The following is a 15,416-nucleotide window of genomic DNA, read 5'->3' on the forward strand; positions in this document are numbered from 1 at the left end:
CTCCCTCACCATAATCTTCCGGCCAGCATCGTGAACCGGATCAGCGTCAGCTCATTGCCCTCTTCAATCACAAGCGGTTCATCGAGCGCGGAGCATTCCTGTTCCTGCACGAACACCTTGTACAGCCCGTCTTCGTAAGCAAGCAGCGCCGCGGCCGTAGCCTGCTCCACCTCCGGCTTCGCTTCGCCATAGACCGCTCCGAAACCGACTTTGCCATTCCCGCCCTGCTCCGCAATTTCAGTTGCAGTCAGGTAGGAGATCAGCTCCCCCTGCTCCTGGCGCTCCAGCATCGCCTGCACCTGCCCGGCCACCAACTCCGAGATCAGCGCGCGAAGCGTCTGCGGACGGGATGCAAGCAGCAGCTCCTTGCGCTCAAGCACCGACTTGCGTTTGCCCAGGCTTTTGACGGTTACATACAGTTTCATAGCCTTCCCTCCCTTCAAGAACAGCCCTGATTGACAGACTATCTAGTTCATTACCCGATTTAGAGAGAAATGTCACACCTGAGCCAGCGATTAAGCTTGATAATATTTTGCTTCCGATTTATGCCATTTCTCCTTCCTTATTTCCCATGCAGCCTCTTTTTTTGCTAAAATAGAAGGGTCGGCGCATTTCCGTGCAATCTTGGCGCCAGTCACTGAAACGGAGGCATTACCTGTGGATTATATTATTCTGGACATCGAATTCAACGGCCGCAAATTTGCCAGCGAGCATCCCATGGAGGTCATTGAGATCGGAGCGGTCCGGTTAGACGCTTCATTGCAGGTTAAGGATGAATTCTCAGCCTTAATCAAACCCATATACTTCTCCACCCTGAATTCATTTATTAAGAAAAAAACCGGCATCCCCCAGGAGGATATCGACGTCGCCAGCCGGTTCCCGAAGGTCGTTACCGCCTTCAGAGCGTGGCTTGACCAGAGCGCTGACGGCGTGCTGCTCTTAACCTGGGGCGGCGAGGATATGAAGCGGATCATCCAGGATGTGCGGATGCACAAGATGGATGATGCCTACTGGATGGAAGCGACCTACTTCGACCTGCTCAAGGGCGTACTGCGTGCCCGCGGCCTCAGTAACGACATCAGCGTCGAGGGGGCGATGGCCCTCTTTGGCCTTGAGCCTTCCGGCTCCGCGCACCGCGCGCTGGATGATGCCAAGATGACGGCTGAGATCTTCCGCGCAGTCTTCAGCGAGCTGGACTTCGGACGGTCCCAGCATTATGTCGATACCTTCTCGAATGCGCGGGAGCGCAAGACGGTTAAGATCGCTATCAAAGCGATGACCGCCCAGAAAATCGTCCCCACCTGGGAGCTGGTTGCCGAGCATTACTTCCCTGCGGAGGATGCCCTGGCGGACCCCCGGAAGCTGGCAGAGCTTAAGGCGTATTTCGCCGCCCAGCTCGGCAAGAAATAACCCATACGCGAGCACAGCAGCGGCAACCGTCCCAGGCATAGACCAGGACGGTTGCCGCTGTTTGCTTTTCCACTCCCCCCCGGTTACCGGCCCTGTTGTCTGGTTATTCTACAAATTAAGAGTTGACCTTGCCGTTACGTCAAAGTGTACAGTTAGATTTGTAAGCGGCCGCTTACCCGGCGGGAACGCCTTGAACCCGTTCTCTGCTGTACACGCTAAGACAGATTGGAGGCAGACAGGACCATGGAATATACGGTGCAGAAGCTGGGGACACTTGCGGGGATCAGTGCACGGACCCTGCGGTATTATGATGAATTCGGCATTCTGAAGCCGGCCAGAATCAATTCCTCGGGATACCGGATCTACGGCCAGGCCGAGGTGGACCTGCTGCAGCAGATTCTGTTCTACCGGGAGCTGGGCTTAAGCCTGGAGGCGATCAGGGACATTGTCCATTCGCCCTCCTTCGACGGGGCCCGCGCCCTGCGCGAGCATCATGACCAGCTGCTTCAGCGAAGACAGCAGCTGGACCGGCTCATCGCTAACGTTGAGCAGACCATTGCACACACAGAAGGGAGAAGTATAATGAGCGATCAGGAGAAATTCGCAGGCTTCAAGCAGAAGCTGATTGACGATAACGAGCAGAAATACGGGCAGGAGATCCGGGAGAAATACGGAGAAGAAGCCGTGGAGCAGTCGAACCGCAAGCTGAGCCATATGACAGAGGAGCAGTACGCTGCCCTTCAACAGCTTGAGGCTGACATGTTCGCGTCCCTGGAGCAGGCGATGGAGGAAGGCGATTCGGCCAGCGAGCTGGCGCAGAAGGCCGCTGACCTGCACCGTCAGTGGCTAAGCTTCTACTGGGATACGTATACCAAGGAAGCCCATGCCGGTGTTGCCCAGATGTATGTCGATGATGAGCGCTTCACCGCTTATTACGACCAGCGCCGCCCGGGCATGGCAGCGTTCCTGCGGGATGCGGTGCATGTGTATACTGGAGCGAAGCAGCAGACGTAATAGTTTGGCATAGCAAAGAGGCAGCCGTTCAATCCGGCTGCCTCTCTTTTATCGTGCTGAAACGTTATTCCGGCTCAATCGTCATCGTCGTCAGAATCAACATCGGTATACACAACCTTGGCAGTATACGCATCGACACCTACTTCTGTCTTGATCTGTCCGTTCCTGATTTCAATCTCATAGACAGCGCCCCCGTGATCCCGGTCCAGATCAATCTCGGTGACCGTCCCCTTCACAGCAGCTTGGGCTACCTCAGCCGCCTTGCCTGCGGTAATCAGCTTCCCGCCTGAGGCCGGAGCTGCCTTATGAGAGTCATCCTTGTCTGCATCCTTGCGCACGCTGACCACTTTTCCCGAATACGCATCTACCCGGACATCGATCTCCTGCTTGGTCTGCTGAATTTCGATCTCATAATACGTGCCGCTGGCCTTCTTCTCCAGATCGATGCTCTCCACCAGTCCCGGAGCTGCCTTCAAGGCAATCTGCTCAGCTCGGCTTACACTGATCAACGTTTGGCTCTGACTCTTCACTGATGCAGCTGCATCTGCCGTATTGCCCTTCAGCTCGCCTATACCATAAGCGCCCCCGAGAATAAGTGCTGCCGCCGTAATACTGCTCCATATCTTTGTCTTCAATGTTAACGCCTCCTAAGTTCATTCTTCGCTGCTTCTTGTAGTAACTATAACGCTACAATCTGAGAGAACAGCGGGAGCAACATTAGAATTCGCTGAGAAAAAGAATCTGCCCTAGGAATCGTCCCCATCCGGCTCTTCCCAGGTCACAGACATAATATGGCCCGAGATTGCGTTGACCTGGACTACGGCCTCCCGTCCGTCTGAAGTATGGATCTCCACCAGATAATAAGCGCCCGCCGCATCGATTTCCGTATCCACATCGTCCAGCTTCCCCGGTACCTCAAGCAGAGCCAGCCTGACAGCCTCCGCTTCGGAGACTACGCTCTGCCCCCCTGGGGTAGGTGCAGGTGACGGAGTAACAGCAGCTCCGCCAGATGGAGCTGGAGTAGCGGCAGGCGTAGGCTGCACCGCCGATTCGTCCGTGCGCTTCAGCAGCACGATGGAGAGAATCTCGCCGGTAACTCCGTCCAGCTTCAGCTCATACCGTCCCTGCTCCGTCTGAAGCTCTGCTACATAAGCTCCAGCTTGCAGCTTCAGACTGTCTACCTTACCGGGATATTCGCTCAGCACAGCCAGCGTAGCCTGATCTCTGGATAACAGCGGCTCGGAATCCTTCCCGAATATCCGGAAGGCAACCACAGACAGCAGCAGGAAGACAACCATACCTATGACTGTCTTGTATATTTTGCTCTTGTTCCTTGGATTCTGCTTCATTGTCCACCTCCCCTGCGGTCCGCAGCCATACGGATCGTCACCGAGGTTCCCAGGCCTACCGTACTATCCATGGACAACTCCGCTCCAATCGCTCCCGCGATCTCTGCGGCAAGTGACAGCCCCAGGCCTGCTCCTCCGTTCTCACGGGTTCTCGCCTCATCCACTCTATAGAAACGGTCGAAGATTTTCGGCAGCTCCTCCGGCGGAATTCCAATGCCGCGGTCGGTAATCACTATCATCCGTTCCTGCCCGGAAGCCTCAATACGCACGGTTATCTGCTCATCGCTGTATTTGCGGGCATTGTCCAAGAAGATGAACAGCAGCTGCCGGAGCTTCGCTTCATCGCTGTAGCCCTCAGCCGGCCCTTCGACCTGAACTATGACCTCTCTCCCGTACGCATTACGAAAAGCCTTCGCCGAAGAACGCACCAGCTCCTCCAGACCGATCACCTTCAGCTCCAGCTCCCACTGCTCCGGGTGCTTCGCCAGCAGCAGAAGCTGCTCCGTCATTTCCTTCATCCGCACAGCTTCGGAATGGATGGCCTCAACCGATTCATCGAACAGCTCCGGGTGATCCCGTCCTCTGCGCTTCAGCAGGCTGGCATAGCTCTCAATAACCGTCAGCGGTGTACGCAGCTCATGGGAGGCATCTGATACGAATTTCTCCTGCTTCACATAATTACTCTCCAGGAGGCCGATCATTTCGTTGAAGGTATGCCCCATCTCCACCAGCTCATCCTTCGAGTGTGCCTCCAGCGGAAGCCTGCGGAATTTACCGCTGCGCTGAATCTCCCGCATAGTCGCCGTCATTTGGACGATAGGCCGCATGATCAGGCCCGACAACAGGCGGCTGGAGAGCAGCAGCGGAAGCAGTGCCGCAAGCGTAGCCCCGGCCAGGACCATCCGCAGCACCCATAGCGTATCCATCGTGCCCTCCAGACTTTTGGTCATCTGGAGATTTAGGACGTTCCCGTCTGTCCAGATGACCGGAACGCTCACGAACGCATACAAGCGTCCATCCACCCGGACCCGCTCGGCCTGCTTCACGGAATAGTAGACCGGCTTCATCCGGCTGATCTCCTGCCCGGAGGCTGAGGTAACCGGTGCCGGTCCGCTTCCGTCTGCACTAAGCAGCCGCAGCATTCCTTCCACCGGCACATAAGCCCGGAGCAGCTCCGGTGCCGTCACCCCGTCTCCCGCTTTTCTCATCGCGGCAGCGATTCTGGCCGTCTCGGCAGAAGCCTGCCCGAGCTGGCTGTCTAGTGACATTCGGCTGAATACGGCATAGATGAACAGGTTCATGAGGATAAGCAGCACGGCGAACAGCACGCTGGAATACAGATGAATGGTGCTCCGCAGCTTCATGGAGCATCCTTTAGCACATAACCAACGCCCCGCACGGTATGAATCAGTTCAGGCTGGTGGTCCAGCGTAATTTTTTTGCGGACATAGCGGATATAGACATCCACAATATTCGTATCGCCGTAATAATCGTACCCCCAGACGGCAGCCATGATCTGTTCCCTGTTCAGCACCTGCCGCTTATTCTTCAGCAGGTAGACCAGCAGGTCGAACTCCCGGGGCGTCAGCTCGATGCTCCGGCCTGCCCGCTTCACCTCCCGCGTAGCTTCGTTCAGCTCCAGATCATCTGCCAGCAGCAGGTTGACGGCTTCCTCTCTCTTTCGACCCAAGGCCAGCCGTAGCGCAGCACGGACACGCGCCAGCAGCTCCTCAATTTGAAACGGCTTCGTAATATAATCATTAGCCCCAAGGTCCAGGCCTGACACTTTATCCTCTACTGAACTTTTGGCTGTAAGCAGCAGAACCGGCGTATCGGGATCACCTGCCCTGATTCGCCGCAAGAGCTCTATACCGCTGAATCCAGGCAGCATCACATCCAGCAATAACAGATCCGGCTGCTGCTCCTGATACATCTCTAGCCCCTGATGGCCGCTCCCGGCAATGGTCACACGGTATCCCTCGCATTCCAGCTCAATCTGCAGCAGACGGGCAATTCTCACCTCATCCTCCACCACCAGAATCAATTCTGTCATCAGCGCTCCGCCCCTTCTACTTGGTTGCCTCCATTGTAGGGCATGGACTGCTACAGTTTCAAACTCCGCCCGCTATTTACTATCTCTCTTTACATGCAAAAGGGTGCTTCCACCGTTTCACCGGCCGGAAACACCCCTGTCCATCTCCACTCCTGCTGCGTCTGAACCGGCAGCCGCTACAAGCTGCGGTGCAGCAGTTCCAGCACACCGCGCAGCTCGGCAACCGCCACTTGCCCCGGTGCCGAAGGCTTATGCGCCGCACCGAAGGTCAGCGCCGAGCCGAAGATCTCTCCGGCCAGCCGGCTGATCACGCCCTCCCCATTCATCGCCATCGTAATAATCGGACGGTCCGCATACTGCTCCTGCATCCGGTTGGTCGCCGCCAGCAGGGTCAGCACATCGGCTGGACCTTGCGGCATGACGGCAATCTTCGGCAGATCGCCGCCTAGCTCCTGCGCCCGGCGCAGCCGGGAGACAATCTCTTCCTCAGACGGCGTCCCGTGGAAGTCATGATTCGAGAGAATCACGAACACCGCCTGACTATGCGCTGCTGCAATCAGTCTGCGCACCTCCGCTTCCTCCTGGAACAGCTCCACATCCACCATATCCACCAGCCCGCTCTCTGCCGCCACCTGGATCAGACGGAAGTAATAGGCCGAGGAGATTTTTTTCTCGCCGCCTTCCCTGGCGCTGCGGAAGGTGAAGATCAGCGGAACCTCCGGCAGCAGGCGCTGAATGTCCTCCAATACCTGGGTTACCGCATGAATATCTTCCACCTCCTTGAAGAAATCACTGCGCCACTCCACCACATCCGGTGCCAGCGCGATTAGCGCCTCAGCTTCTGCACGCAGCTCAGTACGCGTCGTTCCGACCAGCGGAACACAGATTTTGGGCATCCCTTCTCCGAGGGTTATATTCTTAACAGTTACTGTACCGCTCAAACGTGTCAGCTCCTTAGCGGACCCGGAGTCTCAGAGCTTCCTCTGACGCTCCCCGCTTAATTTGTCTATTATCTACTATGATCTACTGCTCACGAGACTCCGCATCAGCAGCTGCCCGCAGGAACTGCTCCACCTCTTCCAGTCTGGGCAGGGAAGCAATCGCCCCCTTCTTGCCAACCGCCAGCGCACCGACAGCATTGGCGAAGCGGACCGCTTCTTCCAGCGTCCTGCCGCAGGTCAGCTGCCAGGCCAGCGCCCCGTTGAAGGAATCCCCGGCAGCTACCGTATCTACCGCCTGCACCGGGAAGCCCTGGACATGCCGGCTTCCGGCAGCATCCACGATTAGCGCTCCTTTGGAGCCAAGCGTTACAATCACGTGCCGGACCCCTTTTGACAGCATCATCCGGGCGGCACGCTCTGCATCCTCCACACTGTCCACAGAGATACCGGCCAGAATCCCCGCCTCTGTCTCATTCGGAGTCAGGTAGGTCACATGGTGCAGCATCTCGTCGCTCAGCGGCTGGGCCGGAGCCGGATTAAGAATCACCGGAATCCCATGCCGGAACGCCAGGACTGCCGCAGCCTCGCACATCGCCAGATCCGTCTCCAGCTGCATCACCACGATCCCTGCTCCGCTGATCACGGTCTCAAGCGCTTCAATATCCTCCGGCTTCATCTCCACATTCGCACCAGGCACCACAATGATCCGGTTCTCACCGGACCCGTCGACCACAATGGAAGCAACCCCTGTAGCCTGGGATTCGCTTTGCGAGATATACTCGGTATGGACCCGCTCCTGCTCCATAATCTCCAGCAGTCCGCTGCCAAAAGCATCCTTCCCCACTCTGCCGATCATTGTCACATCCGCGCCAAGTCTGGCCACCGCAACGGCCTGATTCGCCCCTTTACCGCCCGGAGACAGAGCAAACCCCTGACCGAACAGCGTTTCCCCGGCCTCCGGCGCACGCTCTGCCCGCACGACCATATCCATATTCAGACTTCCAATAACAACTATACTCAATCCTTTACACCACCACTTGGTTTATTGTTTGATTTATGGTTTAGCTTATGATTTAGATGAACCTTGTACATTTATTCTCCCCTTATCTTATGGCCTTCCGGCAGGTTAATCAAATTTTATTTATCGGCTCCGCAGGCAGCCAGCCGTTACCGAAACTTCGCTGTGCTTTTTAAGGATAAATATGCTAGAATGATGGTGCAATCGCTTCCAGAGCTTGTCTTGCCTTATTGAGCAAACGTTTGCATCTTAGATACAGCCTGCAGCAATTCTTATTCGCAGTACCATCTAAATCGCATTTAGGAGGCTTATCAAGTGAGCGAGAACCACTTACCGTCAGTAGCTTATTTCAGCATGGAGTATGGACTGCATTCCGATTTCAAAATGTACGCCGGAGGCTTAGGCATTCTGGCCGGAGATTACATCAAGGGCGCGCAGGATATCGGGGCACCTATCATCCCCATCGGACTCAAATGGAAACAGGGCTACACGGACCAGAAGATTGATGCACACGGCAACCCCTACGACGCTTACCACAACTATGTGTACGACTTCCTGGAAGATACAGGCGTCAGGGTCACGGTAAAAGTCAGAAAGACTGATGTGGTCTGCAAAGTGTGGAAAACAGACCATTTCGGCAACCGTCCGCTCTATTTGCTCGACACCGATATCCCGGAGAACAGTGATGCCTGGATTACCGGCCAGCTCTACGGCTGGTTCGGGGAAGAGCGGATAGCCCAGGAGATCGTGCTGGGCATCGGCGGAGTCAAAGCCATGCGCGCCCTGGGCATTAAGATCGATGTCTATCACTTCAACGAGGGTCATGCAGCGCTTGCTGCGATCGAGCTGATCCGGGAGAAGATGTCCGGCGGCAGTACCTTTGAAGAAGCCTGGAAGGCTACACGGGAAGAGGTTGTGTTCACTACACATACACCGATTAAGGAAGGCAACGAGACCCACCCGCTGGATCGTCTGGAATATATGGGGGCTTTTAATGGCTTAACACGGGCACAAATGGAACGGATTGGCGGAGAACCCTTTAACATGACCGTTGCCGGCCTGCGGCTGTCGCGGATCTCGAATGCGGTTGCCCAGCTTCATGCCGACACCGCGAACAAAATGTGGAAGGAAGTCGCCGGCAGATCAGCCATCATCGGCATCACCAATGCGATTCACACCCCTACCTGGGTAGATGAACGGATGACCCGCGCTTATGAAGAGGGCGGCGACCTGTGGGCCGTGCACAAGGAGATCAAGCAGGAGCTGATCGGCTTCATCGAAGAACGCTCCGGCATCGCCCTGAATGCAGATCAGCTGCTGATCGGGTTCTCCCGGCGCGCCGCTCCCTACAAGCGCAGTGACCTGATCTTCTCCCAGCCGGACATTATAGAGCCGTACCTGGAGAGCGGCAAGATTCAGATTGTCTTCTCCGGCAAGGCGCACCCGCTGGACGACAACGGCAAGCGGATCGTCAGCAATCTTGTAGCCATGATGCGCAAATATCCAAAAAGCGTAGTCTTCCTGGAAAACTACGATATGACCATCGGAGCCCAGCTGACCCGCGGCTCTGACATCTGGCTGAACAATCCGCGCAGACCGCTCGAAGCCAGCGGAACCTCCGGGATGAAGGCCGCCATGAACGGCGTCCTGAACTGCTCCATCCTGGACGGCTGGTGGCCGGAGGCCTGTATCGACGGCGAGAACGGCTGGCAGATCGGCGATGGCTTCGAGACCACCGATTTTGCGGTGCTTGACCAGCATGACAGCGATGCACTCTACGACACCCTTCTGAACCGCGTCCTCCCCGTCTTTTATGAGGATCAGGCCAAGTGGGTGCAGATGATGCACCGCAGCATCGAGACCACCCGCACCGAATTCGCTACCAAGCGCATGCTGGATGAATACTATAACCGGATGTATATCACAAGCTAACTTGCAGTAGTTCTTGCTCCCGTCAATTTCATCTCCTTACTACTCCGCTTCTGTTCACGAATCCCTCCTCCTGTCCGCTGCTGCGGGCGGGAGTTTTTTGTTCCGATTGTATCATCAACCTTCCTTATTCTACATAAGCTTAATAATAATGATTATAAAAAAAGATTGATTTTATTTAAATTCTTGCTATTATAATATTTATACTTAATCTAAAATCAAATCCTATACGAGGTGATTGTGTTCATGACCACAAACAATAACAACAAGCTAACGACTAGCTGGGGCGCCCCTGTAGGCGACAACCAGAATTCAATGACCGCCGGTGCCCGTGGCCCCGTACTGTTGCAGGATGTCCATTTGCTGGAGAAGCTGGCCCACTTCAACCGTGAGCGTGTTCCTGAGCGGGTCGTTCATGCCAAAGGTGCCGGTGCCCATGGTTATTTTGAAGTCACCAATGATCTCTCCCAATATACGAAGGCGGCCTTCTTGTCCGGGGTCGGCAAACGCACCCCGATGTTCATCCGTTTCTCTACCGTAGCCGGGGAACTGGGCTCATCCGATACCGTGCGTGATCCGCGCGGCTTTGCTGTGAAATTCTACACCGAGGAAGGCAACTACGACCTTGTCGGCAATAACACGCCTGTCTTTTTCATCCGTGATGCCATCAAATTCCCGGACTTCATCCATACCCAGAAGCGTCATCCGCAGACCCATCTGAAGAACCCGAATGCGGTCTGGGACTTCTGGTCCCTCTCCCCCGAGTCTCTGCACCAGGTAACAATTCTGATGTCTGACCGCGGCATCCCGGCTACTCTCCGCCATATGCATGGCTTCGGCAGCCATACGTTCAAGTGGGTGAATGCCGAAGGCGCAGCTGTCTGGGTGAAATACCACTTCAAGACAGAGCAGGGCGTCAAGAATCTTGATGTTAAGCTGGCAGCACAGCTAGCCGGGGAGAACCCGGATTATCATACAGAGGATTTGTTCAACGCCATTGATACAGGAGACTTCCCGGCCTGGAGGCTGCATGTGCAGATTATGCCTGTGGAGGATGCCGACACCTACCGCTTCGATCCGTTTGATGTAACCAAGGTGTGGTCACAGAAGGATTATCCGCTGATTGAGGTAGGCCGCATGGTGCTGGACCGCAATCCTGAGAATTACTTCGCCGAAGTGGAGCAAGCCACCTTTTCCCCCGGCTCATTCGTTCCAGGCATAGAGGCTTCTCCGGATAAAATGCTTCAGGGCCGCCTGTTCGCATACGGGGATGCCCACCGCTACCGGGTAGGAGCGAACCATAACCATCTGCCGATTAACCGCCCCATCGCCGAGGTCAACAATAATCAGCGCGACGGCGCGATGAATGCTACGAATAACGGGGGAGGCTCCGTCTACTACGAGCCTAACAGCTCCGCCGGGGCAACCGAGTCAGCGCAGCATAAGGCAGCTGCTTTTGAAGTCTCCGGCCAGGCGGATAGCGTGTCTTATGATCATGACGATCACTACACCCAGCCGGGTGACCTGTACCGTCTGCTTAGCGAAGAAGAGCGTGCCCGGCTCGTAAGCAATATTGTAGGTGCCATGACTCCAGTAGAGTCTGAGGAGATCAAGCTCCGCCAGATTGGCCACTTCTACAAAGCCGATCCGGAGTTTGGACGGCGAATTGCAGAAGGACTGGGATTGGCTGTAACAGAGTAACCTCTTTCCGCAGCAAAGAAGGGATAAGCATCATCGCTTACCCCTTTTTTGCATGATATGCAGATTATATTTCCAGATTCATGAGACAGAGAGATTATAGACTAGTGGCCTGCTCCGTGATTGTTAATAGAGATATTGCCGGAGGCTGCGGAAAGTTGGCCGCCTGCGCTTGCTGTTGTTACCACTACGCTTGCGCTAATCAACAATACGGCTGTTAATAACGAGATCGCCTTTTTCATCTTTTAAAAACTCCCTCTCTAAGATATTTTTCATTATATTTTGATAAGATTCTTGTTGTTCTGCGGTCGCATGGCTTCGGATATGCTCATAAAACGACACGATCTTCCTAAAGCCTGTCCCGTCATAAAGTTTACTACTTATTACCAAAATATAGAGAGTCAAATTAATTGCATCATGAATTTTCTCCCTTTTATACAAATAAATTGCACTAAGATGCATATAGTCTATGTAGTATCTGATATCTTCCTGTTTCTCTCTGCAGCTTAGTTCCTGTAGCTGCTCATTGAATTCATCCAGTACCCAATCGATAGAAAAATTGTACTTAATGGCAGATTCCAGCACAGTAATCAGGCAGGCAAGCAGCTCCTCCTGGTCCCCTGTGCGAATGAATTCAACATAATCAGGGAGAACTTCTACCTTTCCTTCCAGCAGATCAATGACGAAGGTGTTGGCTATCGCAATGTTCCTGTAGTATTCCACTTCTGCGGCAGCTTCCTGATCCACATCCTTGATCCAGCTCAAATCTGAATACAAGCCTATACATTTTCTTGATTCAGCGAGGTTACCGAGCTTTTGATAGGCAATCCCCTTCATGCACGCGCTGTAGCCGAGATAATACACTATATTTTTTTTCAAAAAATACTTCTTTGCACCCTGTTGATGGGAGCCGTAGGTTAGAACTGCAAGTTCAAAGAGCTTGTCTGAAATCTCGAGAATTGCCGCCCAGTTCTCCCATGAGAACGAGACTTTAAGCATATCAGTCAAAGAGTCTTCATTCATCCCATCCAGTTCCAGCAATTTCTATCTTGCCTCCTATCATTCCATTATATTCCAATAATAACCTGCTTCACCGCTCCGGTCAATTCATTCAGGGCATATATCTCTCTAAAAAATCCTTTATTCTCCAGTTGAGCTATTCAATCTAACCTTTTCGACATATTTTATTCCATATTATGTAATATTGTAGTCTGCGGCTACTGCTGATACACATCCAGCCAATGCTCCAGCCGCTCCTTCAAGCGCTCCCTGGCCGACTCCGGCTCCAGAATCTCCGCATTTGGGCCATACTGCAGAATCCACTTGATGAACTCCTTCTCATTATTAACCGTGACTTCGAACAGCAGTGTTCCATCGCCTTCTTCGCTCATCCGCGGCTGCACGAACAGCTCCTCTTCCTTAATGTAACGCGCCACCTCCGGATCGAACCGTACCTTGAACGTGACATTTCGGGTTCCCCGGTTGATCGACCAGGTGTTTTTCAGATATTGCTTAATATTGAAATTCCCCTTATCAAAAGTGGATGCCGTCATCTCCACCTGCTCAAACCGGCTGATCCGGAACGTACGGATGGCGCCCTTCAGATGACAATAGCCAATGAGATAAAAGCGCTGATCCCGCGGGATCAGATAATACGGGTCAATCTTCCGCGCCGTAGTGACGTTGCTTGATTGCGAGTGGTATACCGTACGGATGCTGCGCTGCTCCAGAATTGCTCCAATCAGCGGCTGCAGGAAGTTCCGGCTTTCCTTGCGGTAGGCCGGGGTGCCCATTTGAATAATATCCGCGATATTCTCCAGCAGGCCATTTTGCCGCGATTTCTCCTTCAGATGAGTACCCATCACCTTGTCATACGCAGAATGAAAACCCGGCGGAATTCTATCCTGGTTCAGTACCGAAGGCAGCAAAGAGAACGCCAGCGACTCCTGCTCCGAGAAATCCAGCGGATACAAAAAGAACTTCCCCATGAACCGGTACCCCGTGCCCCTTCCCTCATTCGTAACCGGAGCAAAATGGCTGATCACCTCAAGATCCCTGTAGATCGTTCTAATATTCACCTCGCACCTAAAGGCCAAATCTGCTGCAGTAATCCCGGGGTTCGACTGAATAGCGTTAATGATTCTAAAAATCCGTATTACTTTGTCTGTCATAACAAATGCTCCTCAGCTTCCAAGTAAGTGTTGCCTATGATCCAATAGTCCAATAGTTATACTATATCAGTTCTATAGAAACATAACGCCCTTCAATACTATTGCAATCCCGGCCATACAAGAAGATCACCCTAGCGGGTGAAGGATACTGGTGCTAATACCACTCTAAACGGAGCTTACTTTTCTCCATCTCTCTGCCTTCTGGCTGCCATTTGACTGCTACAGCTTAGCCAAATTAACCATAGATACTCTGAATTCTATTGTGTTCGGTTTTCCGCATACATTCTCCTTATATAGCTCATCAGCAGCGAACGTATTCGATTTTTCGCATACATATCCGAATAGCAAAAAAGTCTGTCATCCCTATAGGGATGACAGACTCACGTGATACAGATATAAGCGGGTGATGGGAATCGAACCCACGCTATCAGCTTGGAAGGCTGAAGTTCTACCATTGAACTACACCCGCATAGGTGAAATGAAATATCGGGATGACACGATTTGAACATGCGACCCCCTGGTCCCAAACCAGGTGCTCTACCAAGCTGAGCTACATCCCGTTAATAATTAATGAAGTAGTAATGGCACGCCCTGAGAGATACGGATGCAACGCATCCGATTGCGAAGTAATCCTATCGAAGCATATGCTCCAACGAACTCGTTCGAATCTGACGGACACTTAGATAATTCAAGGAAGCAATATATGGCGCGCCCTGAGAGATTCGAACTCCCGACCTTTTGATTCGTAGTCAAACGCTCTATCCAGCTGAGCTAAGGGCGCAAAATCTATATGGAGCGGACGACGGGAATCGAACCCGCGACCCTCGCCTTGGCAAGGCGATGCTCTACCGCTGAGCCACGTCCGCAAAAACATGGTGCGCGTGAAGGGACTTGAACCCCCACGTCGTGAAACGCCAGATCCTAAGTCTGGTGCGTCTGCCATTCCGCCACACGCGCACACGTTACAAGAAAATGGTGAGCCATGAAGGACTCGAACCTTCGACACCCTGATTAAAAGTCAGGTGCTCTACCAACTGAGCTAATGGCTCTCACAAGAGAAACAATCGAAAATAGATGGCTGGGGATATAGGAATCGAACCTATGAATGACGGAGTCAAAGTCCGTTGCCTTACCGCTTGGCTAATCCCCAATATTATAATTAGCAAAATACTACGGAATCGGATGGATACTCTATACTTCGAGATATAGGATGCTCAATCCCTCATGTCTTAATACCAATTAAAATGGCGGAACCGACGGGATTCGAACCCGCGGTCTCCTGCGTGACAGGCAGGCATGTTAGGCCAACTACACCACGGTTCCAGGTTTAGTACTTTGTGAAGATTGGTTGCGGGGGCAGGATTTGAACCTGCGGCCTTCGGGTTATGAGCCCGACGAGCTACCGGGCTGCTCCACCCCGCGTCATTGTACAAAATCTATTCGGTTAAGAAAGATGGTGGAGGCTGAGGGGTTCGAACCCCCGACCCTCTGCTTGTAAGGCAGATGCTCTCCCAGCTGAGCTAAGCCTCCATATATGACTCGTTTGGGAGACTCTTCACTCCGTTACGAGATTGCGAAGTATTCCTTACGATGCCTATGCTTCAACGAACCCAGGGAATTCTCATCCCATCATCCAAAGAAGAAAGTGGTGACTCGTATGGGATTCGAACCCATGTTACCTCCGTGAAAGGGAGGTGTCTTAACCCCTTGACCAACGAGCCATGCTGTAAATACATTTACTCTCATCCCCTTGCAGGGAGGTAACGCTACGGAGAGAGAGGGATACTCTTCACTTCGTTACGAGATTGCGATGTAGTGCTAACGAAGCTTATG

13 protein-coding genes and 11 tRNA genes are annotated in these 15,416 nt (G+C 53.3%); 4 read left to right on the forward strand and 20 right to left on the reverse strand.

All coding sequences use genetic code 11. The annotated features are described in order from the left end of the window. Positions 1-5: 5 nt before the first annotated feature. Positions 6-425, reverse strand: a complete 420-nt coding sequence (locus NSU18_RS15055) for a hypothetical protein (protein WP_341018747.1) — start codon at positions 423-425, stop codon at positions 6-8. A 232-nt stretch (positions 426-657) separates the two neighbouring features. On the opposite strand from NSU18_RS15055, the gene NSU18_RS15060 reads away from it, so the two are divergent. After that, the gene (locus tag NSU18_RS15060) at positions 658-1,410 is read left to right on the forward strand and encodes a 3'-5' exonuclease (RefSeq protein ID WP_341149406.1); all 753 of its coding nucleotides are present in this window, start codon (positions 658-660) and stop codon (positions 1,408-1,410) included. 243 nt (positions 1,411-1,653) lie between these two features. Next, positions 1,654-2,424, forward strand: coding sequence for a MerR family transcriptional regulator (locus NSU18_RS15065; RefSeq protein WP_341018745.1), 771 nt, complete (start codon positions 1,654-1,656; stop codon positions 2,422-2,424). Positions 2,425-2,498: 74 nt separating this feature from the next. Here NSU18_RS15065 and NSU18_RS15070 read toward each other — a convergent pair whose 3' ends face one another. From NSU18_RS15070 to rbsK, 6 genes are all read right to left on the reverse strand, one after another. Next, positions 2,499-3,059, reverse strand: a complete 561-nt coding sequence (locus NSU18_RS15070; RefSeq protein ID WP_341018744.1) for a PepSY domain-containing protein — start codon at positions 3,057-3,059, stop codon at positions 2,499-2,501. Positions 3,060-3,170: 111 nt separating this feature from the next. Next, entirely contained in the window at positions 3,171-3,773 is a 603-nt protein-coding gene (locus tag NSU18_RS15075; RefSeq protein ID WP_341149407.1) for a PepSY domain-containing protein, read from the reverse strand. Next, entirely contained in the window at positions 3,770-5,137 is a 1,368-nt protein-coding gene (locus NSU18_RS15080) for a sensor histidine kinase (RefSeq protein WP_341149408.1), read from the reverse strand. The genes NSU18_RS15075 and NSU18_RS15080 overlap by 4 nt, the downstream gene beginning before the upstream one ends. Then, positions 5,134-5,826 carry a response regulator transcription factor gene (locus tag NSU18_RS15085; RefSeq protein WP_341149409.1) on the reverse strand — a complete coding sequence of 231 codons (693 nt, stop codon included), beginning with the start codon at positions 5,824-5,826 and terminating at the stop codon, positions 5,134-5,136. The genes NSU18_RS15080 and NSU18_RS15085 overlap by 4 nt, the downstream gene beginning before the upstream one ends. A gap of 176 nt (positions 5,827-6,002) precedes the next feature. Further along, a complete protein-coding gene (gene aroD / locus NSU18_RS15090) occupies positions 6,003-6,767 on the reverse strand; it encodes a type I 3-dehydroquinate dehydratase (RefSeq protein ID WP_341149410.1) in 765 nt (254 codons plus the stop codon). Between the two features lie 82 nt (positions 6,768-6,849). Next, a complete protein-coding gene (gene rbsK, locus NSU18_RS15095) occupies positions 6,850-7,788 on the reverse strand; it encodes a ribokinase (protein WP_341149411.1) in 939 nt (312 codons plus the stop codon). A gap of 312 nt (positions 7,789-8,100) precedes the next feature. On the opposite strand from rbsK, the gene glgP reads away from it, so the two are divergent. Both glgP and katA read left to right on the forward strand, forming a co-directional pair. Then, positions 8,101-9,717 (forward strand): alpha-glucan family phosphorylase, encoded by a 1,617-nt coding sequence (gene glgP / locus NSU18_RS15100; protein WP_341149412.1) that lies wholly within the window; start codon positions 8,101-8,103, stop codon positions 9,715-9,717. Positions 9,718-9,960: 243 nt separating this feature from the next. Then, on the forward strand, positions 9,961-11,415 hold the full coding sequence (katA, locus tag NSU18_RS15105) for a catalase KatA (protein ID WP_341149413.1): 1,455 nt from the start codon (positions 9,961-9,963) through the stop codon (positions 11,413-11,415). A gap of 195 nt (positions 11,416-11,610) precedes the next feature. Here the strand turns inward: katA and NSU18_RS15110 are convergent, their stop codons facing one another. The 13 genes from NSU18_RS15110 to NSU18_RS15170 form a co-directional block, all read right to left on the reverse strand. Next, positions 11,611-12,453, reverse strand: coding sequence for a DNA-binding protein (locus tag NSU18_RS15110; RefSeq protein WP_341018729.1), 843 nt, complete (start codon positions 12,451-12,453; stop codon positions 11,611-11,613). A 176-nt stretch (positions 12,454-12,629) separates the two neighbouring features. Further along, positions 12,630-13,583 carry a helix-turn-helix transcriptional regulator gene (locus NSU18_RS15115; protein ID WP_341149414.1) on the reverse strand — a complete coding sequence of 318 codons (954 nt, stop codon included), beginning with the start codon at positions 13,581-13,583 and terminating at the stop codon, positions 12,630-12,632. Between the two features lie 398 nt (positions 13,584-13,981). Further along, positions 13,982-14,052: transfer RNA gene (locus NSU18_RS15120), tRNA-Gly, on the reverse strand. Between the two features lie 17 nt (positions 14,053-14,069). Continuing rightward, positions 14,070-14,143: transfer RNA gene (locus tag NSU18_RS15125), tRNA-Pro, on the reverse strand. 144 nt (positions 14,144-14,287) lie between these two features. Beyond that, positions 14,288-14,364: transfer RNA gene (locus NSU18_RS15130), tRNA-Arg, on the reverse strand. A gap of 10 nt (positions 14,365-14,374) precedes the next feature. Continuing rightward, positions 14,375-14,449 (reverse strand) — tRNA-Gly (locus NSU18_RS15135). 7 nt (positions 14,450-14,456) lie between these two features. Continuing rightward, positions 14,457-14,540 (reverse strand) — tRNA-Leu (locus NSU18_RS15140). 16 nt (positions 14,541-14,556) lie between these two features. Beyond that, positions 14,557-14,632: transfer RNA gene (locus NSU18_RS15145), tRNA-Lys, on the reverse strand. Between the two features lie 26 nt (positions 14,633-14,658). Beyond that, positions 14,659-14,733: transfer RNA gene (locus NSU18_RS15150), tRNA-Gln, on the reverse strand. A 95-nt stretch (positions 14,734-14,828) separates the two neighbouring features. Further along, positions 14,829-14,906, reverse strand: a tRNA-Asp gene (locus tag NSU18_RS15155). 22 nt (positions 14,907-14,928) lie between these two features. After that, positions 14,929-15,005, reverse strand: a tRNA-Met gene (locus NSU18_RS15160). A 32-nt stretch (positions 15,006-15,037) separates the two neighbouring features. Further along, positions 15,038-15,113, reverse strand: a tRNA-Val gene (locus NSU18_RS15165). A gap of 116 nt (positions 15,114-15,229) precedes the next feature. After that, positions 15,230-15,304 (reverse strand) — tRNA-Glu (locus tag NSU18_RS15170). Positions 15,305-15,416 lie beyond the last annotated feature (112 nt).

Source organism: Paenibacillus sp. FSL H8-0048 (assembly GCF_038002825.1).
Taxonomy (GTDB): domain Bacteria; phylum Bacillota; class Bacilli; order Paenibacillales; family Paenibacillaceae; genus Paenibacillus_AQ.